This is a genomic window from Candidatus Bathyarchaeota archaeon (assembly GCA_026014745.1).
In the GTDB taxonomy this organism is placed as follows: domain Archaea; phylum Thermoproteota; class Bathyarchaeia; order Bathyarchaeales; family Bathycorpusculaceae; genus Bathycorpusculum.
In genome coordinates this window covers 907,061-928,551 of record JAOZHS010000001.1, presented here as the reverse complement: position 1 = coordinate 928,551, position 21,491 = coordinate 907,061, and the positions used below count along the sequence as shown (strand labels likewise).

Here is a 21,491-nt window from a genome sequence, read left to right as displayed (position 1 = left end):
AGACTAAAACAGGATAGAAATCGCAACAACGGAGAACCACTTATGCGGGATAACATTTCCATCAAAGGTGCACGGGAACACAACCTAAAAAACATAGACTTAGAGTTGCCCCGAAACAAACTCATAGTCATCACTGGACTCTCTGGCTCAGGCAAATCCACCCTAGCGTTTGACACCATCTACGCCGAGGGACAACGCCGCTACGTCGAGAGCCTCTCAGCGTATGCCCGCCAATTCCTAGGCTTAATGGACAAACCCGACGTAGACAGCATCGAAGGCCTCTCCCCCGCCATCAGCATCGAACAGAAATCTACCAGCAAAAACCCCCGCAGCACAGTAGGCACCGTCACCGAAATCTACGACTACCTCCGCTTACTCTTCGCCCGCATCGGCACCCATCACTGCCCGCAATGTGGCAGCAGCATTCATCCGCAGAGCCCAGAAAACATCACCAGCCTCATCATGTCCGAACAGGGCAAAACACTGGTGTTTTTAGCGCCGATTATCCGGGGCATGAAAGGCACCCACGAAACGGTCTTTGATGACCTCAAGAAAGAGGGCTATAGCAAAATCCGTGTGGACCAAAAAATCTACGAATCCGACCACATCAAAGAAGAAGTTAAACTGATCCGCTACGAGAAGCACTGGATAGAAGCCGTCATCGACACCGTAAAAGTCTGCGATGAGGAACGGTCCCGCGTCGCCGAAGCCGTCGAAGCCGCCCTAAAAACAGGAAAAGGCACCATGATTGTTATCGACGCAGCCGAACAGGACGCAGACAAGAAACGGGAGCTGGAACGTTTTGAGGGCGAAACAATGTATAGCACCTTTGGCGCATGCCCCAATCACCCCGAAATCGTGTTTGAAAGCCTTGAACCGCGTATGTTCAGTTTTAATTCGCCCTGGGGTGCTTGCCCCACCTGCCATGGTCTTGGCGAAATCACCGAAGTCACAGCCGACAAAGTCATACCAGACATGAACCTCTCCATCATGGACGGCGCACTCGCAGTCTACGGAAAAATGGATTTGAGCTGGCGCGCCCAGCAACTCGCAACCGTAGGCAAAAAACATGGCTTTGACGTTTTCACCCCCGTTAAAGACTTCACGCCAGAGCAACTCCACGTACTCCTCAACGGCGACCATGAGCCAATCAACGGCAACTGGTCCAACGGCGCCAACATGTGGATGCGTGAAGGCTGGGAAGGCGTCATCCCCCAAACCATGCGCCTCTACCGCCAAACCGAAAGCGACTGGCGCAAAGAAGACATCGAGAAATTCATGACTGCACGCCCCTGCAACAGCTGCCACGGCAAACGGCTCCAACCCGTCGTTTTGGCGGTGCAGATTTTGAGCAAAAGCATCATCGACGTCACCGACCTCTCCATCGAGGAAGCCGTCGACTTCTTCGCAAACCTCCCAGCCCAGCTTAACGAGAAGGAAATGGCAATCGGCAAACAGGTGCTCAAAGAAATCAACCAACGACTGGGCTTTCTCAAAAACGTCGGCTTAGGCTACCTCTCACTGTCCCGCGCAGCGCGGACATTATCGGGTGGAGAAGCGCAACGTATCCGTCTTGCGACGCAGATTGGCAGCAACCTCATGGGCGTGCTCTACATCCTTGACGAACCCAGCATCGGACTGCACCAGCGTGACAACGCTAAACTCATCGGCACCCTGCAGCGTCTGCGCGACTTAGGCAACACGCTCATCGTAGTGGAACATGACGAGGACACCATGCGTCACGCCGACTACATTGTGGATATGGGCCCCGGCGCAGGCGTACACGGCGGGCACATTGTCGCGGAAGGTTCACCTCAGGAAGTTATGGCTAACAACCGCAGCCTCACAGGCAAATATCTTGCGGGGGAACTCCAAATTGAAGTCCCCAAAAAGCGCCGCAGCCCCGTCGACTATGTCACTGTTAATGACGCTACGGAAAACAACCTCAAACACCTCAGCCTCCAACTCCCGCTGGGTGTGCTTTGCGGAATCACTGGCGTGTCGGGCTCAGGTAAAAGTACCCTGATGAATCTCACCGTTATCCCCGCGCTTAAGCAGATGTTTGGCGAACAAGTTGACAAAGTCGGCAAACACGCAAACCTCGCTGTCCCCGAAGTTGTCCGCAACGTCATCGTCATCGACCAAGACCCCATCGGGCGTACCCCACGCAGCAACCCCGCTACCTACACCAAACTTTTCGACGAAATCCGCCGCATCTTCGCCTCCACCAAAGAAGCCAAAGCCCGAGGCTACAAGGAGGGTCGCTTTAGCTTCAACGTCAAAGGCGGACGCTGCGAAAACTGCCAAGGCGACGGAGTCATACGCATCGAAATGAACTTCCTCCCCGACGTCTACGTGCAATGCAGCGAATGCAAAGGCAAACGCTACAACAAAGAAACCCTCGCCGTGCAGTATAAGGGCAAAAACATCGCCGAGGTGCTGGATATGACGGTTGAGGAAGCCGCGAAATTCTTTGAGAACACGCCGCGGGTCAGCCGCAAACTCCAAACCCTGCTCGATGTGGGCTTAGGTTACATTAAGCTGGGGCAAAGCAGCACGCAGCTATCTGGCGGCGAGAGTCAACGCATCAAAATCACCCGCGAACTGTCCAAACACAAGTCGGGGCATGTGGTTTACATGCTTGACGAACCTACCACCGGCTTGCACTTTGATGACACTAAACGCCTCATCCGCGTACTCAACCGCCTCGTCGACAACGGCAACACCGTCTACATCATCGAGCACAACCTTGACGTGATTAAAAGCTGCGACCAACTCATTGACCTTGGACCTGAAGGCGGCGCGGCAGGCGGCAAACTCCTCGCACAAGGCACACCCGAAGAAGTCGCAAAAATCTCAGGCTCCTATACAGGCATGTTTCTGCAAAAGATACTTAATCAAAAGTTGGAAGAAGCAAGAACTGTCGCCAAGAATTAGTCATCACTTTTCTTAGTATTTTTCACAAACTAATTTTACGGGGTACATTTGGTTGACCCTTACAGCCTCAGATTTGGAAAATAAAGTTCGCAGGGATTTTAGGAGTTTATTGTTTAATCATAAAGTTAAGAAAACAGGACATGAAAAAAACCATTTAATTATAATACAGTACTATTCTTTTGGCTTTCATTGATGGCGTGAATTTTAAAGAAGACTCAACATGTCACCACACGCATAATCGGGGTTTTCTATGTATTCTTGTAGTGGAAAATGCTGTTGCCACACCGAAACAGACGCAGAAAAGCAATGCGATAACAAAAAGCAGCATGCTGCTCAAACCGTTTTGTGGTGCTGCAGAAACCGCCACACCCACATAAAGAGCAGAATAAGGGCTGTTGTTTCTTTTTCATAGAACAAACAACCCAAGCAATTTGTGTGACTATAGGAAATGCTTAATGCATCCAGTGGAGAGTCAGATATTTAGCGCATTAACCCATGATTCCCCTAAGTGACCCCTCCGAATTCAAAACCAGCGACATCCCCACTGAGCCCGGCGTTTATTTGTACCGTGATGAGGCAGGGGAAATCATCTATGTGGGCAAAGCCAAAAACCTCCGCGCCCGAGTAAAAAGCTACTTCCTAAACAAGGACCAACCCATCAAAACCCGCCAACTCGTTTTGCATATTCGCAGCATCGACTGGGTGGTTGTAAACAATGAGGTTGAGGCGCTTCTGCTGGAGAACAAACTCATCAAACAGCACACTCCCAAGTACAACATTAACCTAAAAGACGCCAAAACCTACGCCTACATTGCGCTCACACGCGAAAGCTACCCAAGGATTATGATGAGCCGCAAAGTCAGCCGCAAACTCGAATCGTTTGGTCCCTACACCGAGGGCTTTACACGTCAAGACCTCCAACGCGCCGTCGTCCGCGTATTCAAACTCCGCACCTGCAAAAACATGCATAAACGCGCCTGCCTCAACTACCACATCCACCTCTGCACCGCGCCATGCGTAGGACACGTCACCGCTGAGGAATATGATAAGCAGGTCAGGGGCGCTCGCGAGTTTCTAAATGGCAACTACGACCAAACCATGGCGGAGCTCAACAATCAGATGCAGATTGCGTCCATGAATCAACAGTTTGAGGATGCGCTTGAAATCCGCAACCAAATCGCCAGCATCCGCCTGCTCACTGAACGCCAAATTGTGGATAATGAACGCCGCTTTGACCAAGACGTGATGGTTTTTCGTCAGGTAGGCGAGAAACTGATGGCGGTGCAGATGGGTGTACGTAAAGGCGTGCTGTTGGGAAAAAAAGAGTTTACGGTGGATTTACAGCCCCAAATTGAACAAGAATTCCTCAAAGCCTACTACACCACCAACCAGATTCCCCGCGAAATCCTACTAAACAAGCCCGTCTGGCAAGAACCTGAAGAAAAAAAGGCGCTCGAAGAGTTCCTTTCTTCGAAACGGCTGGCGCCAGTGTCATTGACGATTCCAAGGAAAGCCGACAAACTGGCATTAGTGCAGTTGGCGGAGAAGAACCTTGAATCCACCCTTGAAGTTGACTCCGCACTCGTAGACCTCCAAAACAACCTCCCCCTCCCGACCTTGCCTCATGTGATTGAATGCTTCGACATCTCCAACTTGGGCACCGAACACGTAGTCTCAGGCATGGTCACGTTTAGAGACGCCAAACCTGACAAGAAAAACTACCGCAAATTCAAAATCAAAACCTTCACAGGCCAAAATGACTTCGCAAGCATGCATGAGGTCGTCTCCCGACGCTACAAACGGCTCCAAGAAGAAAAGCAGCCCCTCCCCGACTTGGTGATGGTGGACGGCGGACCCGGACAAGTTGCAGCCGCAAAAGCTGCCTTAGACAAACTTGGGCTAAAATTGCCGCTTATTGGGTTAGCGAAGGAACGCGAAGAAATCTACTTCCCCGACAACCCCACGCCGCATGTCTTTGATAAAAACAGCCGCATGATGCTGTTGCTCCGCAAAATCCGCGACGCCACCCATGACTTCTCAATTGGCTACAACCGTAAACGACGCGAAATGAAAATACGACAAGAATTCACACCTAAAAGAAAAAATCACACGTCAAAAACTTAACAATCGTTTGAACCACTCGGTTATGTCTTATGTTTATTGAAGAAACCGCCGTTTTTCTCCAGATAATTTTATAATTGTCCAAAGTTGTACATCGGGGGATGCCTAATTCCACGAGACGCAACCATAACTTGGCGGTGACCGTTCATGTTTGAGTTAAGTGTAGCGGCGTTCTTGGCGTCTTTGGCGTTTGTTGTTCTCGCGGAAATGGGTGATAAGACCCAGCTTCTTGCAATGTCCTTTGCTACCCGTTTCAAGGCCTCAAAAGTACTTATCGCCGTCTTTATCGCAACGATTGCAAATCATGCATTGGCAGTTTTGGCAGGTCAATTCTTGGTTACAATTGTACCCGTTGACATAATTTCCTTGGTCGCCTCAATTTCGTTTATCGGTTTTGGACTTTGGACTATACGAGGAGACCAATTGAAGGGTGAAGACAAAAAGCCTTCACGGTTTGGACCCGTCGCCACCGTTGCTATCGCGTTCTTCATAGCGGAATTCGGAGACAAAACCCAGTTGGCAACTATTAGCTTAGCTGTTGAGTACCAAAATGCAGTAAGTGTACTAATGGGTACAACGTTAGGAATGATAATCGCAGACGGCATCGGAATAGTAATCGGCGTGGTCCTGTGCAAGCGTATTCCACAAAAAACAATCAAATGGTTCTCAGCCAGCATCTTCATACTATTCGGATTAGTTGGCACCTACGAAATCTTGGTTGAAAAAATCGGGTTAAGCTACAGCATTTTGACAGTTGTTCTGCTAACAACCTTTTCAATACTAATGGCTTACTGGTTAGTCAAACGCCAAAAAATAGACAACGACAAATCCAGTGAAGAACAGACTCCAATAGAGAAAAACTAAAGAATTTTTTGGCTTCCACAAGTTCACCAAAACACCGCGAAAGAAAAAACAGAAGCCACGCGGGCAGGTGGCTCCTAAACGGCTAGGTTCTCAAGAAGAATCTTCAACCCGATAAGTACCAGTATTATCCCGCCTACAATCTTTATTCTTTCACCGAACATTTCGCCTAAGCCAGTTCCAAAAGAGAAGCCCACATACGAGAGCAAAAACGTGATGCCCCCAATCACTAGTATGGGCACAAAGATTGCGGTCTCTATAAATGCGAAGCTAAAGCCAACCAAGAGGGCATCGATGCTGGTTGCAACGGATAATAAAAGCAGCTTGTGGAGTTTGAGTTGGTCTGATGTGCCAGTGATGTTTTTGTTTTTTACGCCGTCGTAAATCATTTTTCCGCCGATAAATGCTAAGAGGACAAAGGCAATCCAGTCGCCTACGCTTGATAGGATGCTTTGGAGGCTAAATCCTGCAAGCCAGCCAATCGCAGGCATCAACATTTGGAACCCGCCAAAGAACCCAGCGGTTAACAGGGCGGCTTGCGGGCGGTTTTTGGTGATTGTCAGGCCGTTTGCGATGGAGACAGCGAAGGCATCCATAGCTAAGCCAAATGCGATTAGGATGATGGTTACGGCATCCACGGGGTTACACCTAAAACATAGTTTCAGAAGGCATGGATATAGTTTCCGCAAGTATTCAGTTTTTAGGCTCAGTTATAGGAGATTTTTCAGTTTTTCTTCAAGTTTATCAAAATTTGTAATAACAGCATCAGCGTGGAAAATTATCCAAGGACTAAGACAACGATTTTCGGACACAACAATAACATGTTTGCCTTTGCGCTTAGCATAAAACATCTCCATACAGGCACCCGCAGAAATTATCGGCAAATAAACCACCATAATATCGCAACGGTCAGCGTCGTCAAGGTCACGCGAGATAAACTCAAACGTAGGCACCTTATCCCACCAACATTCCTCAGTACCGTTATAGAGAACACGCTCACGTTTCCAAGGGTCAATGACTGTTAAACCGAGTTTAGTACAGATGTCGGTTACGGTTTTTCGGTAGTCCTGCTGTTTTTCCATACCAAGGATCGGGCCTGAGATGAAAACCTGTTTTGCCATGCTCGTCGCCGTATGGAGATTTCTTTGAGGGTTAATATGCTTGTCTATTCGGAACTTGCGGGTTTGGATATGTGTCAGGTTTGGTAATCTTAGTTATTAACCAAACACAGCAATCGTACTTCTCAATACACAATTCACGGTGTACCCTATGCAAAACAAGAAAAGCCTAACAATCATGGCATTAACCCTCATATGCCTAACCCTAGTCGCTTCACTAAACACAGCAAGCGCAAAAAACCCAAAAATAACCCTAGACAAAGACAGCGCCTGCATAGGCGACGTCATCACTGTAACAGGAGTAGGCTTCGCCCACAAATCCAAACTAACCATCGAACTATTCAAGTTTGAAACAACAACCGACAAATCAGGACAATTCAAATCCGAAATCACCATACCCGACAGCGGATTGACCGCAGGCACCTATGATGTCGTAGCTCAAGACGCGGAAGGCAACAAAGACACGGTGAAATTCACCATCCTGCCCAAAATCCAGCTTAGCCAAAACAGCGGACCCCAAGGGACAACCATAACCATCACAGGCAAAGGCTACTCCTCCACCGCAGCTGACGGCCTCCAAGCAACTTTCAACGGCAAAGCCCTCGCGCTCGGCCACCTCGAAGTCGACGGCAAAAAAGGCACCTTTACCGCCACCTTCAACGTGCCCAGTATCTCGCCGGGCTTTGGCTACCCAGTTGCAGTTTCAGAAAAAGCTCATCCAACCATCATTGCATCGGCAACCTTTACCATAACGCCTTGCATGGAGTTACCTGAATATCCTCTTGGTGCACTCTTAGCTATGGTTTCCTGCGCAGCGGCCTTCATCATCTACCGCAAACGCCAACAACTCCACCCCTAACCCCCAGTTCCCCCTCTATATCGTCTATTTTATTTTTCCCGCAGCGCAGTAAACGCTAAAGTGCCTGTTTAATAACCTCGTGTACTCATAGAGTTTGGAGAAAAACTTTGCTGGATATGCTTTCGCTGCTGCTTATTTCGATACTTGTGGGCTTTTTGGGTGCGCTTACAGGATTAGGCGGCGCAAGCATCCTCACACCGATTCTGGTGTTCTTAGGCATCGACGTAAAAGTCGCAGTAGCCTGCGGCATGGTCGCTATAATCGCCACGTCCAGTGGCTCCGCGGCGTCGTTTGTGCGTGAGAAAATCGCTAACGTCAAACTCGCCATGTACCTAGAAATGTTCACCATCACCGGAGCCATCGTGGGCGCAACCATAACTGTCATCATCGCACCCATCTTTCTCTACTTCCTTTTCGCCGCCTTCCTAATGACCTCATACATCAATATCCGCGCCTCACTAAAACAAGAATACGCTCCCCCAGCAACACAGGACAAACTTTCAAGATGGCTACGGCTCGAAGGCAGCTACTTTGACAAAGCAAAAAACAAAATCGTCGAATACAAAGCCACCAACGCTTTTCTGGGCGGCTTAGGCATGATTGTTGCAGGCTTAGCGGCAGGCATGCTGGGCATCGGTGCAGGCGCGTTTAAGGTGGTTGTACAAGAAAAAGTGTTAAAGATACCCGCTAAAGTCTCCAGTGCGACGAGCAACTTCATCATAGGCATGACCGCATTGGCGGGTGTGAGTGTTTATCTGTTTTCGGGGTTGCTGAATTTGACGTTGATGGCTCCGATGGCGGTCGGCGTCACCGTGGGCGCGTTGGTGGGCGGCAGAATCCTCAACCGCTTCCATGACAAGCACCTACGCGTGTTGTTTTTGGTTATTGTGACGGTGATGATTATCCAGATGCTCTACAAAGGAGTGACGTCGCTATGAGTTTAGGCAGCGGAGAAGCCAAACTAGAAGTCGCAGTGAGTTACTTGCTGGTGGTCGGAGTTATCGTCAGTGTTGTTTTAGAAGTCATCGGGATAGGGCTATATTTTGGGGCGTTTGGCAACGTGGCGGTTTCCACGGATCCTGCCGTCTACATCAGCGGAGACAACTTTTTCTCGTTTATCGCGCTAGAAGTCCAAAACCTCTTCACGGCAGAGAACGCGCTGGTCTTTATGACGTTAGGAATCATCGTTCTCCTGCTCACGCCTTACATTCGAGCCATAACATCGGTTGCCTATTTTGCTTGGGAAAAAAACCTCAAATACGTACTCATAACGCTCTTTGTGCTCATAGTACTGACGATAAGTTTAGCACTGCATTAACTCGTGTTTTTGGGTAGCGGTCAGATAGAGAACCTCTCGCCTCCGCCCTAATTTAGGGCGAGCAATTCTTCTGGTTTTCAACATGCTTTTGGGTTGTTTCTGTGTCAATAGTGATCTACCCCTCTTAGGTTTCTGCATAGAACCACTAATAGGATCCAAATATGCACGTTGGGCTCCCCCTCTATCGTTTCAGCATAGGTTGAATATTAGCATCCAAATAGGTTCGTTAACAATAACATGATTGCTATTATTACTTAATTTCAAGGGCGCATTTCAAAAAGTCTACATTAAATTAGGTGGGGGATTATTTCATTTCTTCTTTGAAGGTGTCTTCAAGCGTTTTTTTGGCGATGCCGATTTCTTCAGCCAAGTTTTTTACTTGTTTAACGTAAGTTCGAAATAGGCTTTTGAGGATGTCTGCTCGTTCGCCTTCGGAGAGTTCAGTTTCCTGTGCCAGAAGCAGGGCAAACCATCGGCCGAGGTCGGTGAGTTGGTAGGTTTTTATCCAGATGATACGGCCTTCTTTTTCGTTTTTCTCCATGCTTTCTTTTAAGACTCCCAGTGAGGTGAGTGCTTTGAGGTTTCCGATTATGGTTTTGTTGCTGTAGTTGAGTTGTTGGACCAGGTCTTTTTGGTAGATGTTTTTGGCTATGCCTTGATGGAGGCTAAAGCGCAGTAGGTCGACTCCTGCTTTGGAGCCAAATATTGCGCTTAGGATTTTATCTTTTTTTTCGACTGGAAGAAATACTACATAGGGATGTAATTTTTCGGCCACAGAGGTTCCTTCAGACAGCATATCGCCATATTCTACATTTAAGAATTGCGCCCCGACTCTATATAGCCCATTAAAAAAATTGCGCTCGGCATTTAGGTGTAATTTTGAAAAACTGTTTTATACTACTTATCAGACTCTCGCTTAACAACAGAGGAGAAACACATTAATGAAAAAGCAATCAGCGTACCTTTTGGTTGCATTAACCACACTCATGCTCAGTCTATGCATAATCCCAACTGGCCTCAGCAGCGCCAGTGACGTAAAAATCGTCAGCAAAAACTATTACTTCGACACAATGGGTCTCCTAGACGTAGTTGGCGAAGTCCAAAACGTCGGCACAAGCACCATAAACATCGTCCACTTAGGCGCAACAGTTACCTTAACAGACGGCACCGTAAAAGACATCTCAGGCACCGTTTGGGTGCAATACTTAGCGCCCCAACAGAAAGCACCCTTCTATCTGTCCTTCGTGTTAGGCGACATCTTGTCAGGCACAACAAGCTACACCACAAGCGACATCTCAAGCCTAGAAGTCAGCGTGCTAAGCGCAGACACCACAGACAAGTACCAGTACCCTGGCTTAACCATCACAGCTCAATCCACCAGCGTAGGCACCGGCTCCGATGATAAAGGGGTCTACTGGGTCAGCGGCACCGTCAAAAACACAGGGTCAGACACCGCTACAAACCTCCGCGTCTTTGGCACTTTCTACAATTCCGCAGGCGAAGTTGTAGCTGTAGGCGGTTATGATGGACAAGAAGTGTTAACCCCCTCGCTATCATCAGGCGCATCCAAAGACTTCAAATTCGGCGCATACGACGTGAACCAATCAAGCCTTCCGTCAGAGTACAAAATTAACACGTACACACTGCTGGTACAAGCTGAGTCACCTACCCCCACAGGAACAGCACCCCAAGCAACAGCTTACCCCTCAAACACTTATCCTAAAAACACAGCCACCCCCAACCCTGGCAGCACCAGTACACCGGTAACGCCCACAAACCCAGGAGAAACCACTGCGCCAACAGCTACAGAGACACCAGATTCAGGTAACACATCAGATGCGCAGCCGACATGGGTTTACGCCGTTGTGGCAGTGTTAGGGCTCGCGGTCGTGGCAGGAGCATTTTTAGCGTGGCGGGCACGGAAACCCAAAGACAATCCAAAGCCCGTTGAGACAAAGCCAACCAAAAAAGCTAAAGCCAGAGCTAGACGTAAAAAATAGACCCCACAAGTTTATTTTTTTCCTTTTTTCTTCCCCCAAAAGTAGTGCCATTCTTTAAATATTTCCTGCGTTAATTGGAGACTGAGAGATTAGCTATGAGTTTTAGATCACGAGGCAGCCCTCGGGGAGCAAGCCGACAAAATTCTAAGAGTACTCGTCAAAAGAAGGCTAAAGATAAAAAGGCTAAAACAGGTGCCAAGTACCTCCAAGAAGAAGCCCCGCAGGCAACTGCACAGGAAGTGGCGGAAAAAACCATCAACTGCCTAAACAGGCTCGGAAGCCAGATTTTTGCGTTGTCCCCGTTTAGTCAGTACTTTGATGATTGGCTCGTTATGCTCAAACGTACCGTAAATGAGTTTGAAGCGAACCCCGCCGTTAAAATCGATGAACAATTCCAAAAAGAAATCAGCCAAATCTTCCTTGATGTGGAAGCAGCGTTGGCTGAAAACCGCATCCAAGAAGACGAAGTTAATCAGCAATCAAACGCCTTAGCGGAAAACAACCACAAAATCGTTGAAGCAGACAAAGAATACGCTGAGAAAAGCCGCCAACTTAGCACTACCCGAAACACCGAAGTCCAACAACTCTCTAATCGAATTCGCGACTTAGAAGATGACTTAGCCGAGCAGCAGGACGTCAAACTTGGATTCTTCAAATTCAAAGAAAAACGCTTAGCAACTGAGAAACTGGCAAAAACCACCAGTGACCTTGAGACAGCCAAAACCGAATTAGAAGTTAAACTGCAAAGCTTCTCAGCAGAACAGGAAAAGCTGCATGACAACTACGAGAAACATAAACAGGAACTCAACCAAATCAGCGACCAACTGCACAAAGAACTTGAAAAACTCGAAACCGATACCTCAACTACGGCAAGACAAACCGCCTGCAACGCAACAGTAGACGCCATCAACAACCTGCTAAAGCGGGTGCCTCCCTCAACCGCCTAAAACCCGAACAGCTCATCAAGTCGGCTCATCCAATCGGGTTCCTAACATTATCTTTTTTTCCCATTTAGAACCCTAAGAGGGCTCATGAGGATTTTTGAAAGCGCTACTCTGGCGTCAATTAACCAAGAGGGCACTTAAAGTAAAGTGTGCAAAGCAGTTGCGGGTTTTTTAAACACCAAAATTTAGGAGGGAGAGTTGTTTGCGGGTTCCACAAGTGGCGCCGCGGCGGGTTCTAAAGGAGCCGCCACAGGGGTTTGGGCGCCGTTCATTAGGACCTTTAAAGATTTGACCTCGTCACGGAGTTTGCCGACTTCGCTTTCTAGCTCGAGGGCTTTTTGGTCCGCGATTTTTTTGAGTTCGTCAATTTCTTGGAGGAGGCTCTTTTTTTCCTCTTCTAAGCTTTTGATTTTTTCTATGGTGACTCGGAGGCTACACATGATAGTTGTCCCTTATGCGGTTGATTATTATTCTAACTGCACTTAAGCTTTTGCAACACCAAAAAACGGTAGGTAAAAGTCTTGGTGGTCAAGCGAGTGTATGGTAAAGTCTGTGCTGGATGGCTAAATATAGATGCAGTTTTATATAGGAAATTGCAAATTAAAGGTGTTAATTTAGCGCGTATTGTTGGTTGGATTGTGTCTAAATGAGGAAGACTATATTCAAGAAGCTAGAAGCTCAGGGATTGATTGCAAACTATAACCGTTTAAGAAAGAACCTGCCGCCTAAACTTCCTGACCGCGCATTCATCTGGGACGAAACCTTCCGCGAAGGCATCAAAGCGCCGACCGTCTACTTAACTTACGTAGAACAGGTTCGCCTAGCCAAGCTGATGGATGAAGCAGGCGTCGCAGTCATAAACGTAGGTTTCCCCGCCCTATCCGACGAGGAAAAACGTACAGTCAAACGCATCGTCAATGAGAGTTTTAGCTACGCTAAACTTACGGCATCTGCCGAAGCCACCAAAAACAGCGTTAACGCATGCCTGGAATGCGGCATAAAAGAAATCACTATAGAAACTCCCATAAACGGACTAAACCTTCAGTATAAACTGAAATTAACCAAAGAACAACAACTCCAACGCATCACCGAAACCATAGAATACGCCAAAAAACATGGCACAAACGTTAACTTTACCCTTATGGATGGCACCCGCACCCCACTAGAAGACATCATCCAAGTTTTTGAAGTTGCAGCAAACGCAGGCGCCGTACGCCTCGCCATAGCAGACAGCGTCGGCTTCATACGACCCCTATCCATGCGTTACCTGATTTCACATATCCGCGAGGGATTGCCCGAAGCTGTCAAAAAGAAAGCACCATTAGCAATTCACTGTCACAACGACTTCGGCTTAGCCTCCGCCAACACCCTTGCCGCCATGGAAGAAGGCGTACCCTACCTCCACACCTGCATCGCGGGATTTGGCGAACGCGCAGGCATCGCGCCCTTCGAAGAAGTCGTCACCGCAGCCGAATTACTCTACAACATAGACACAGGTATCGACATGGGCAAAATCTATCGTATCGCCCAGTCCGCAGAGAAAGCCTTTGCTATGCCCATTCAATTCCACAAGCCCATCATCGGCGAAAACATCTTCACCCACGAAGTCGAAGAAGAAGTGGAAGAAATGATGCAGCAACCGCTGGTGTTTGAGCCGTTCCCACCTGAAATCGTCGGCAGAGAAACTATGATATTCATCGGCCGAAACACGGGACAAACCCTCATCCAGAAACTGCTAGAAAAAGCAGGCATCCGCGCCTCTCCACGTCAAATGGACGAATTATTCCGCCGCATCAAAGGTCCACAGGAAAGCCTCGACAAAGGCGAAGCCCAAATGACGTACTACCAAGTCAAGAAACTCATGAAAGACCTGCTCAAAGGCTACACAATGGATGAGTTTTGGCGACTAGTCGAACAGGTTACACGGCAGAAACCAAAGCCACTCAAACCCGTCAAAAAACAGGGTGACCAAACCGCAGATCAACTCATACCTTGAGCAGCTCTTTTTTAGCTGTCTCCACTTCTTTTTGCGTAAGTTTTGTTGGGTAATTGTAGATGGGTCCACTGGGTTTCTCGTTATAGTAGGGGCGGTTGCAGTCAGGGCAGCCAGAAGTTCGAAAAGGCGCACCAGATTCGATTAGGGCATCAAGCACTTCGAGAGGCACCCCGAAACCGATGATTTTTCCTTCTGTGTCAAACCGCATATCCGCGAGCTTTGCCTTTTTGTTTACTAGAAGATATCTCGCAACCTGAACGCGCCGATACGTATCCAGCCGCGGGGGCAAAGATGCCTCCAGCGCAGTACCTCGCACTGGTGTAAACGCGAACAGCCCCGGCAAAACCCCCAACCGCAGACATCGGTCAAGGACTTCTACGGCTTGCTGCTCCGTTTCACCCAAACCCACAATCACATGTGTACTAACATTGCCGCGACCAAAAACTTGTAAAGCCTCAGCCATGAGCCGAAACTGCTCACTCCATGAGTAGTTGCCGCCGATGTCTTTGCCTTTGACGCGGTCAAATATTGCTTCGGTTGCAGCGTCTAGGGCAATTCCCAATCGGTCCACGCCTGACGCCTTGAGACGTTCCATGTTCTGTCGGCTTTGGGGTTGACAAGAAACCGAAACCTCAACGGTCACGCATTGTTTGATTTTTTTTACAAGGGCTTCTAATTCGTCAAAGACGGCGGGGTAATTGAGGGCTTGAATGCAGACTCGGCGGATTTTGCCCTCGGCAACTACGTTGGGTAACGCGGCTAAAATTGTTAGGGTGGAGTAGGTGGGCCATGTGACGCGGGAAAGCAATTCAGTGCTGCTTTTGCTGCTACGGGCTTGGGAGCAGAACCCACAATTAGCGCCGCATTTACCTTGACGGTGGGTCATAAGGTAGACGGTGGTGGGTGCCGCGTCCAATTTGCCTTCAGAAAGACCCAGGACGATGGCGGAGCCTAAAGAAACCCTCACTTGAGGGGGCAAAGCGAGGTTTGGGGTTGTTGCGGTCATTTCGCCTACCTATGGTCGTGTGGTTTGGTGGGGTTGATTTAGCAGGTTTTTTTGTAAGAGGAGGCTTCTGCGGTAATTTGCAGTGAAGCTGAGGGTGCGTGTGATAAAAGATGCTCCAGCCCAAATTGGGAAGCCTACTTCCACAACCGCAAACACCACTGAGGTGGGAGCCAGCAACGTCAAGATTATGGCTATGTAGAGGACGCTTCCAATGTATTTTCCCAAGGGGTCGTAGAGCTTCTTTGTGTAGAAGCCTGAAACCACGAACTGGACAAATGAAGCCGCTATCACCAGAAAAATCCAAGCTGGATAGTAGCCGTTTTGTATGAAGGCTGTGAATATGCCTGCGACAAACAAAAAGTCCACTACCGCATCAAAGTAGGCACCCTTCTTTGAGGCGACTTTGAGCTTTCGGGCGATGAAGCCGTCAAGCAGGTCCGTGCCGGCGGCTAAAGCGAAAACAAGTAGACACATCGAGGGAGAGCCTATGCTGTTGAAATAGAAAAATATAGGCAGGGCTGCAAGCCGCAGCGAACTGATGCCTGAGGGGATTAACGCGTTTTTGTTCATGGCTCAAACCTACGGGGTTAAGTTGTTTGCTGCCGCACGTAGACCTTCAAAGTCACGGTTGCTACGTGAAGACGCAAGCGACTGCACGATGTTGCCGTGGGCGTCTTGGACAATTTGGTTCATGGTATCTTTGGCATTTAGGGGGTCCATGCCACCGCTGATTGTTATGACTGTTGTGTTTATGTTGTTTAGGTTTCCGATGCGGTGGATATAGTTTGTCATGGTTGGAGCAGGGTTTAAGTCGTATATTGCCCAGTTCAGCACCAGCAGTGAATACTTCGACAGGTCCGCAGGGGTTTGAGAACTCACCGTGCTTACGTCTACTCGCCAGCCGTTGGCTGCGAGGGTCTCTGCATAGGTGTAGGTGATGTTTTTTGCGAAGTCAGTGGTGCCCGGATGATACACTACCAGCGCCGATTTCTCGCCAGCCGCGTTTAGAGTTTCGAGGGGTGTGGCGATTTCTCGGTAAACGCTGTATTCGAGGTATGCGGCGAAACCAACAAGCACCACCAATGCAACTAAGAGCGCGGTTAGCAACATTTTTTTCCACCTCTGCTGCGGCCAAAATCTCAACGCAGCGCCCTCCCAGTTAGCGGAGTTTGGCTTCGATTTCGGGTTTGGGTTTTTGTTTTTTGGTTAGTGTTTTTGTTCATTTTGATTCGTCCGTTCCTTGTTAATCGGAAGGAGTCAAATCTTTGTATAAACGCTAACGCACTCGACCTATACACCAAAGGTGAACTCCGTTTGTCTCTTTATGTGGGTGTGGCGGTTTTTGCGGCGCCACAAGACGGTTTGCGCAAAGCAATGCTTTTTTGGGTTGCAACGTTTTTCGGCGTCTGTTTCGGTGTGGGCGCAGCGATTCTCTCCACATGCCCTGCATAGGTCTATGTTGAAAACGCCGCGGTGTGGATGTGGAAGCATGTTAAGTCTTCCATAAAATGCACATTACCAATAAACAGCACAGAGCATTCGTGCAGTTAGCCAGCCAGAAACGCTGCCAAAAACAATCTATGTAGAAAGTAACTTAGCCTCTGCTAGAACACCCATGTTTTCAGCGATAATATCTTGCGCTTTAACGGTTGGGTTGTGGTATCTTTGGCGATTTGCAGTTTTTGTGCCGTACTGGATTGCTTCGGTTGGGCACCATTGGATACAAGCCAAGCATCGTTCGCAGTGGTGCTGCCAAACGGGGCGGTGGTCCTCCAGTTTGATGTTTTGGACGGGGCAGATTTGGCTGCATAAGCCGCAGCTCACGCAGGCATCGGTTGCGTTGAATTTCTTGTCGAAACCTTCGATGTTGGTGTAGATTATTTTGTTGGCGGCTCTGCTTAGCAGTTTATTTCCTCTTTCAACAGATTTAGCTACGCGATTACTTATGGCATGTGCCGCTTCTTCCACCTTTATCTGGGCGTTCTGCCTCATCTCCGCTGCCTCTTCGGGGGATTCGGAACCATAGCGAACGATATAGTTCCCCGGCATCAACACTCCTTCGGCATATGACAAGTGGGCACCTTTTTTCTTCAGAACATCGTCGAGCATGCCCAACGTGTCCTGTTTTGTTCCGCCATAGCTTGCAATGGCAAAGCAATAGGTTCTGGGGGCAATGGTTAGGCTTTGGACAAAGCGTTTGACTATGCGGGGCATACCGAAGAAGTAGACGGGGAAGACAAAGCCAATTGTCTGGTTGGGTCCGCCGACTTGGTTTTTGGGTGGTTGTGTTGCCATGGATATGAGTTGGGTGTCGCCGAGTTTTGTTGCTATTTGGCGGGCTATTTCTAGGGAGTTGCCGGTTGAGGTGAAGTAGTAGATTGTGTTCATTTTAATCCCGTCGATATTGGGTTTACGATATTGGTTATACGATACTTGCAGATAAATATATCGCAAAACCGATAACCTTAAAACACCAAAACCCAAACTCTATCCTATGACCGAATGCAGCTCCAAAGGACTCCTCTCATTCCTAATCGTATGGCTAATCCGCAAAGAACCAAAAACCGGCGCAGAAATCTCACAAGAACTCGAAAAACGTCGCGGAAAAAAACCCAGCCCCGGCACCATCTACCCCGTCTTAAAAAACCTAAACAGCATGGGCATCCTCACCGTAGATCAAAACAAACGCTACTCAATCACAGAAAAAGGCGAAAAAGCCCTTGAAGCATCCATAGACGAATTCGTCAACACCTTCTACGACTTCGACGAAATCAAATCCTGCCTACCACAAAAAAAACTCAAAAAACTAGGTGTATTATAAAACCTCTGCCTGATTTCTTTTGAAGCGAAGCGCAGAATTAAGAATTGTGCGTTAGGATGACGAGCCATCAAGGCATTTGTCGTTTTCTTGTTTTTAATGTTAAGTGCTTTGCCAATTGGAACCCTTCTTCTTATAACCGCCGCGACTTTCCGCAATATTGCTTTTCCTTGTACTAAGTTTTGAACATAACGTTCTGAGGCGTGGGGTTATATTCCAATGAATTCAAGAGCCTAAGAGGCATTTACACATGGATAATACCGAAAAAACGATTACACCAAGAAAAGACATTGTTACTGCCCACAAAACAGGCGGTATCATTTTGCCATGCCACTGCGGCTCGAGGCTGAAATAATGATAGGCGAGTTTTTCGGTATAATGAACATCATCTTTCCACTTTTATTATTGCCATACGTGGTGCGCCAATACCTTTTTTCTATTGTAACATTGCGGCAAAGTGAACCAGACAAATTCACAGACTATGCACCCACTCGCACTGTTTCAATATTGATTCCTGCAAGAAACGAAGAGAAAGTACTTGACCGAACATTGTGCTACATGAGCAAACTTGACTATCCACCTGACAAGATTGAAATCTTGGTCCTAAACGATGCCTCGACCGATAAAACCTCAGAGATTGCTCATCAATGGGCGGATAAATTTGCCTACATTCGTGTCGTCGACAGACCCATAGGCGGGATGGGCAAAGGAGACGTTATGAATCAGGGAATATCCGAATCTAAAAATGAGATAGTTTTAGTATTCGATGCGGACTACACGCCAGCACCTGACACTATTAAAAGACTCGTGCGATGGTTTGAAGACCCAAAGGTTGGGTTAGTGCAAGGGAGAATACATGTGGTGAATAAAGATGAGAATTTCTTAACCAAGACGGTTCACGCAGAAAGATCAGCTGGGTTCTTATGCGAACTTCAAGCACGAGACAAAATCGGACTTTCAGCCCAATATGGGGGTACTGCGGGAGGTTTTAGAAGAGAGCTCATCAGCAAAGTCGGTGAATGGGAACCTAAAGTGTATAGTGAAGACACGGACTTAACCTGCCGAGCTCTATTAGCGGGCTACAAGACAAAATATGACGTGACTGTAGATTGTGGCGAAGAAGCACCAGATAAACTAAAGGTGTACTGCAAACAGAGATATCGCTGGATTCGAGGACACACGGTTTGTGGTCTAAAGTACACTACAAAACTTCTTGCCTCGCCTTTTCTGTCTATACGAGAGAAACTGGAAGGGTTACTTTGGCTAAACATCAACCTTATCCCAATATTGATAGTAATAGGGCTAGCCAGCGGGATTGCACAATTGGTTCTCACACCGGTCAGCCTCATACCACAACCATACGCATTAGCGTTTATGATATTGTCAACAATATCAGCTATAGCTATGGTTTTTGCAGGACTCTACCAAATTAAGCAACTACGTTATCTGAAATTCGTTATACCCATGATGATAGGCGGTTACTTCATGAGTTTGAGTGTTTCGCTCAAAGCATATTTTGATATCCTGTCCAATAGCCCGTTTAAGTGGGTTAAAACGGAAAGAAGCGGAAGAGTAACATGATAGAAGGACGTTCGCTGTAAGCAGACTAGGAAGCGTTAGGGTTTATCTGAGGTTTCTTCTTGGTTACTTAACTCCGGCATCATTTTTTCTTCAAGCATACTAAGGCGGTTGAGGCGGTTTTCCCATTTGCGGAAGAAGCGATACTGGAAACTCATCAAATAGATACTGTAGACAAGCACGCCTGCCAACACGGCTAGCAGGATGATACCGCTGGCGGCGAAGCTTCGAAGAATTGTCATGTAGGCAACAAAAACCAAAACGACCAGCATCAACGCTGAGACCATTATGCTTATGACTGCGCCCCGCTTGAACCTATTCGTCTCTTTTTCCACTTGATAGAGGAACTCATGCATAGTCCTCACAGGGTACACTTCTTCAGGGTCTTTTTGATTCATCACTTTTTCATCCCATTTTTTGGTTATATAGATGATTCACCGATGGTGAAAGCTAAAGCAGCGAGGGCAGCGCATCTCGGAGTCGAGTGTAGACTTTTCGTCCCTCGGGGGTTATGAGGATTTGTCCTTCAGCGGTTTCGTCCACAAAGCCTTTCTCTTTTAGAAAGACCAGATGCTTAAGGAAATCATCGTAAGAGGCATCTGTGGCTTTTCGCCATACATGGGTGCGGAGTTGATTTTTGCCAGCGAAGAATAGGTATTCAAGAACCTCGAAGCGTATTTGCACTGAACCTTTCCGCTTATCCGCCATCAATACACCGATGCAGCTTTAGCCTATATCCCTTAGTGGTTGCTTGATGGGTTTAAAAGCTTAATCAATGCAGACCAAGATTTTGCTGCTTAGTCAAGATTTCTTGACTAAACCCCGCAGACCGTAGTCAAGGTTCCTTGACGAAAAACCATAAAACCAAAAACAACCAAGACATAAACAGCGAAAAACCGCCACCTCGGGGTTTCGCTCATCTGCACCAGAAAAACCCAGCTATCCCATGCGAGAGGGGCAGGGGGTCACCTACCAGAAGGGTGGCCCCCACTCTAATTATAATTCAGTTTTCAAAGTCTCTACCATGTATAACGGGAAAAATTGAACATACCTGAATGCGGTTATCAAGAGAAAGCAAGAAACAAAAAAGTTGGTGAGTGAGCCTAAGCCACTGGTTTAGGACTCAACTTCTTTACTTTTTCACGCAGATGATCCACGGCGGTGAAGTGAAAACCGCTTTTCTGTAGAGCCACCAAGACGCCCGTGCCTATGAGTGCGCCTGCTAAGCAGTTCAATGTATCAGCGATGGCATAGTATAGTGTGAGAGGTGCCCAGAATGGATACATCTCGGGGGTTCCCCAACCCATTACCCAAACGCCGATGTTGTTGCCAGTTACGACATCTCCGCCGATGCGTGCGGTCCAAGCTAAGCACCAGAGTGCAATGGGCAGGTAGCGTTTGTCAACGTTTACGATGGTGTTGATTATGAATTTTCGGACTGGGGGAACGAGTAGGAAGATGAATACGGGTATGAACTCCCAGGTGATGATGGGCATAAGTTGGTAGAATGCAAAGGGGTTTGCGAACCAGATTATTAGTTGGACTACGAGTATGATTGTGGCTTCTTTCCATTTGTTGAATAATAACAAGCCAGCCATTAATGCTGAGAGGGTGGGTGCGAGGAAGGTTAGTAGGCCGATGGATGTCATAGGGTTTACGTAGGGGACGGCCATGCCGAAGATTAGACCAGCGACTGTGCCGTATACGGGTCCGAGGAGGGGGGCGGTGAGGCTTGAGAGGAGAATGCTGGATACGGTGATGGTTGCGCCGGTTCCAAGTAATGGGTATGCGGGGATAACTGAGACTGCGAGAAGCAGTGCGGTCCATATGGCTATTAGGGCGATGTATATCGCGGATGTTACTGCTCTATTTGAAGTGTTTATGGTTGCCATTTATAGCTCTCCAATTGTAAATGTTTTCATCGTTATGTAAGTT

At 47.9% G+C, this 21,491-nt stretch carries 24 protein-coding genes; 13 read left to right on the top strand and 11 right to left on the bottom strand.

What is annotated here, in order from left to right:
- Positions 1-42: 42 nt before the first annotated feature.
- The 4 genes from uvrA (at position 43) to NWE92_05000 (ending at position 5,922) form a co-directional block, all read left to right on the top strand.
- Positions 43-2,937 carry an excinuclease ABC subunit UvrA gene (gene uvrA, locus NWE92_05015; protein ID MCW4028991.1) on the top strand — a complete coding sequence of 965 codons (2,895 nt, stop codon included), beginning with the start codon at positions 43-45 and terminating at the stop codon, positions 2,935-2,937.
- 179 nt (positions 2,938-3,116) lie between these two features.
- Positions 3,117-3,314, top strand: a complete 198-nt coding sequence (locus NWE92_05010; GenBank protein MCW4028990.1) for a hypothetical protein — start codon at positions 3,117-3,119, stop codon at positions 3,312-3,314.
- 118 nt (positions 3,315-3,432) lie between these two features.
- Positions 3,433-5,061 (top strand): excinuclease ABC subunit UvrC, encoded by a 1,629-nt coding sequence (gene uvrC, locus NWE92_05005; GenBank protein ID MCW4028989.1) that lies wholly within the window; start codon positions 3,433-3,435, stop codon positions 5,059-5,061.
- Between the two features lie 144 nt (positions 5,062-5,205).
- Positions 5,206-5,922 (top strand): TMEM165/GDT1 family protein, encoded by a 717-nt coding sequence (locus tag NWE92_05000; protein MCW4028988.1) that lies wholly within the window; start codon positions 5,206-5,208, stop codon positions 5,920-5,922.
- A gap of 74 nt (positions 5,923-5,996) precedes the next feature.
- On the opposite strand, the gene NWE92_04995 is transcribed toward NWE92_05000, so the two are convergent.
- Together NWE92_04995 and NWE92_04990 are read right to left on the bottom strand one after the other, a co-directional pair.
- Positions 5,997-6,557, bottom strand: coding sequence for a manganese efflux pump MntP family protein (locus NWE92_04995; GenBank protein MCW4028987.1), 561 nt, complete (start codon positions 6,555-6,557; stop codon positions 5,997-5,999).
- Between the two features lie 72 nt (positions 6,558-6,629).
- The gene (locus NWE92_04990) at positions 6,630-7,040 is read right to left on the bottom strand and encodes a nucleoside 2-deoxyribosyltransferase domain-containing protein (GenBank protein ID MCW4028986.1); all 411 of its coding nucleotides are present in this window, start codon (positions 7,038-7,040) and stop codon (positions 6,630-6,632) included.
- Positions 7,041-7,188: 148 nt separating this feature from the next.
- Here NWE92_04990 and NWE92_04985 point away from each other — a divergent pair, with 148 nt between their 5' ends.
- The 3 genes from NWE92_04985 (at position 7,189) to NWE92_04975 (ending at position 9,214) form a co-directional block, all read left to right on the top strand.
- Positions 7,189-7,896 carry a hypothetical protein gene (locus NWE92_04985; protein ID MCW4028985.1) on the top strand — a complete coding sequence of 236 codons (708 nt, stop codon included), beginning with the start codon at positions 7,189-7,191 and terminating at the stop codon, positions 7,894-7,896.
- A gap of 116 nt (positions 7,897-8,012) precedes the next feature.
- Positions 8,013-8,834 (top strand): sulfite exporter TauE/SafE family protein, encoded by an 822-nt coding sequence (locus NWE92_04980; GenBank protein MCW4028984.1) that lies wholly within the window; start codon positions 8,013-8,015, stop codon positions 8,832-8,834.
- Positions 8,831-9,214 carry a DUF1634 domain-containing protein gene (locus NWE92_04975; protein ID MCW4028983.1) on the top strand — a complete coding sequence of 128 codons (384 nt, stop codon included), beginning with the start codon at positions 8,831-8,833 and terminating at the stop codon, positions 9,212-9,214. The genes NWE92_04980 and NWE92_04975 overlap by 4 nt, the downstream gene beginning before the upstream one ends.
- Positions 9,215-9,518: 304 nt before the next feature.
- Here the strand turns inward: NWE92_04975 and NWE92_04970 are convergent, their stop codons facing one another.
- Positions 9,519-9,989: a hypothetical protein gene (locus NWE92_04970; protein ID MCW4028982.1), complete on the bottom strand. Its 471-nt coding sequence runs from the start codon at positions 9,987-9,989 to the stop codon at positions 9,519-9,521.
- Positions 9,990-10,155: 166 nt separating this feature from the next.
- Here NWE92_04970 and NWE92_04965 point away from each other — a divergent pair, with 166 nt between their 5' ends.
- Both NWE92_04965 and NWE92_04960 read left to right on the top strand, forming a co-directional pair.
- On the top strand, positions 10,156-11,214 hold the full coding sequence (locus NWE92_04965; protein MCW4028981.1) for a hypothetical protein: 1,059 nt from the start codon (positions 10,156-10,158) through the stop codon (positions 11,212-11,214).
- A gap of 95 nt (positions 11,215-11,309) precedes the next feature.
- Complete coding sequence (locus NWE92_04960) at positions 11,310-12,161, top strand: hypothetical protein (GenBank protein MCW4028980.1); 852 nt, start codon at positions 11,310-11,312, stop codon at positions 12,159-12,161.
- A 182-nt stretch (positions 12,162-12,343) separates the two neighbouring features.
- Here the strand turns inward: NWE92_04960 and NWE92_04955 are convergent, their stop codons facing one another.
- A complete protein-coding gene (locus tag NWE92_04955; GenBank protein MCW4028979.1) occupies positions 12,344-12,598 on the bottom strand; it encodes a hypothetical protein in 255 nt (84 codons plus the stop codon).
- A gap of 206 nt (positions 12,599-12,804) precedes the next feature.
- On the opposite strand from NWE92_04955, the gene NWE92_04950 reads away from it, so the two are divergent.
- A complete protein-coding gene (locus NWE92_04950) occupies positions 12,805-14,154 on the top strand; it encodes a hypothetical protein (GenBank protein ID MCW4028978.1) in 1,350 nt (449 codons plus the stop codon).
- Here NWE92_04950 and NWE92_04945 read toward each other — a convergent pair.
- From NWE92_04945 to NWE92_04935, 3 genes are read right to left on the bottom strand one after another with little or no spacing between them, the layout of a single operon-like run.
- On the bottom strand, positions 14,144-15,160 hold the full coding sequence (locus NWE92_04945) for a radical SAM protein (GenBank protein ID MCW4028977.1): 1,017 nt from the start codon (positions 15,158-15,160) through the stop codon (positions 14,144-14,146). The genes NWE92_04950 and NWE92_04945 overlap by 11 nt on opposite strands.
- 9 nt (positions 15,161-15,169) lie before the next feature.
- Positions 15,170-15,730: a CDP-alcohol phosphatidyltransferase family protein gene (locus NWE92_04940; GenBank protein MCW4028976.1), complete on the bottom strand. Its 561-nt coding sequence runs from the start codon at positions 15,728-15,730 to the stop codon at positions 15,170-15,172.
- 9 nt (positions 15,731-15,739) lie between these two features.
- A complete protein-coding gene (locus tag NWE92_04935) occupies positions 15,740-16,270 on the bottom strand; it encodes a hypothetical protein (GenBank protein ID MCW4028975.1) in 531 nt (176 codons plus the stop codon).
- 204 nt (positions 16,271-16,474) lie between these two features.
- Between NWE92_04935 and NWE92_04930 the strand changes: the two genes are divergently transcribed.
- Complete coding sequence (locus NWE92_04930; protein MCW4028974.1) at positions 16,475-16,612, top strand: hypothetical protein; 138 nt, start codon at positions 16,475-16,477, stop codon at positions 16,610-16,612.
- 126 nt (positions 16,613-16,738) lie between these two features.
- On the opposite strand, the gene NWE92_04925 is transcribed toward NWE92_04930, so the two are convergent.
- The gene (locus tag NWE92_04925) at positions 16,739-17,548 is read right to left on the bottom strand and encodes an EFR1 family ferrodoxin (protein MCW4028973.1); all 810 of its coding nucleotides are present in this window, start codon (positions 17,546-17,548) and stop codon (positions 16,739-16,741) included.
- A 106-nt stretch (positions 17,549-17,654) separates the two neighbouring features.
- Here NWE92_04925 and NWE92_04920 point away from each other — a divergent pair, with 106 nt between their 5' ends.
- Both NWE92_04920 and NWE92_04915 read left to right on the top strand, forming a co-directional pair.
- A complete protein-coding gene (locus NWE92_04920) occupies positions 17,655-17,981 on the top strand; it encodes a PadR family transcriptional regulator (protein MCW4028972.1) in 327 nt (108 codons plus the stop codon).
- 324 nt (positions 17,982-18,305) lie between these two features.
- Positions 18,306-19,559, top strand: coding sequence for a glycosyltransferase family 2 protein (locus tag NWE92_04915; GenBank protein ID MCW4028971.1), 1,254 nt, complete (start codon positions 18,306-18,308; stop codon positions 19,557-19,559).
- A gap of 35 nt (positions 19,560-19,594) precedes the next feature.
- Here NWE92_04915 and NWE92_04910 read toward each other — a convergent pair whose 3' ends face one another.
- From NWE92_04910 to NWE92_04900, 3 genes are all read right to left on the bottom strand, one after another.
- On the bottom strand, positions 19,595-19,954 hold the full coding sequence (locus NWE92_04910) for a hypothetical protein (GenBank protein MCW4028970.1): 360 nt from the start codon (positions 19,952-19,954) through the stop codon (positions 19,595-19,597).
- A 52-nt stretch (positions 19,955-20,006) separates the two neighbouring features.
- On the bottom strand, positions 20,007-20,264 hold the full coding sequence (locus tag NWE92_04905) for a winged helix-turn-helix domain-containing protein (protein ID MCW4028969.1): 258 nt from the start codon (positions 20,262-20,264) through the stop codon (positions 20,007-20,009).
- Positions 20,265-20,659: 395 nt separating this feature from the next.
- Positions 20,660-21,448 (bottom strand): hypothetical protein, encoded by a 789-nt coding sequence (locus tag NWE92_04900; GenBank protein ID MCW4028968.1) that lies wholly within the window; start codon positions 21,446-21,448, stop codon positions 20,660-20,662.
- Positions 21,449-21,491 lie beyond the last annotated feature (43 nt).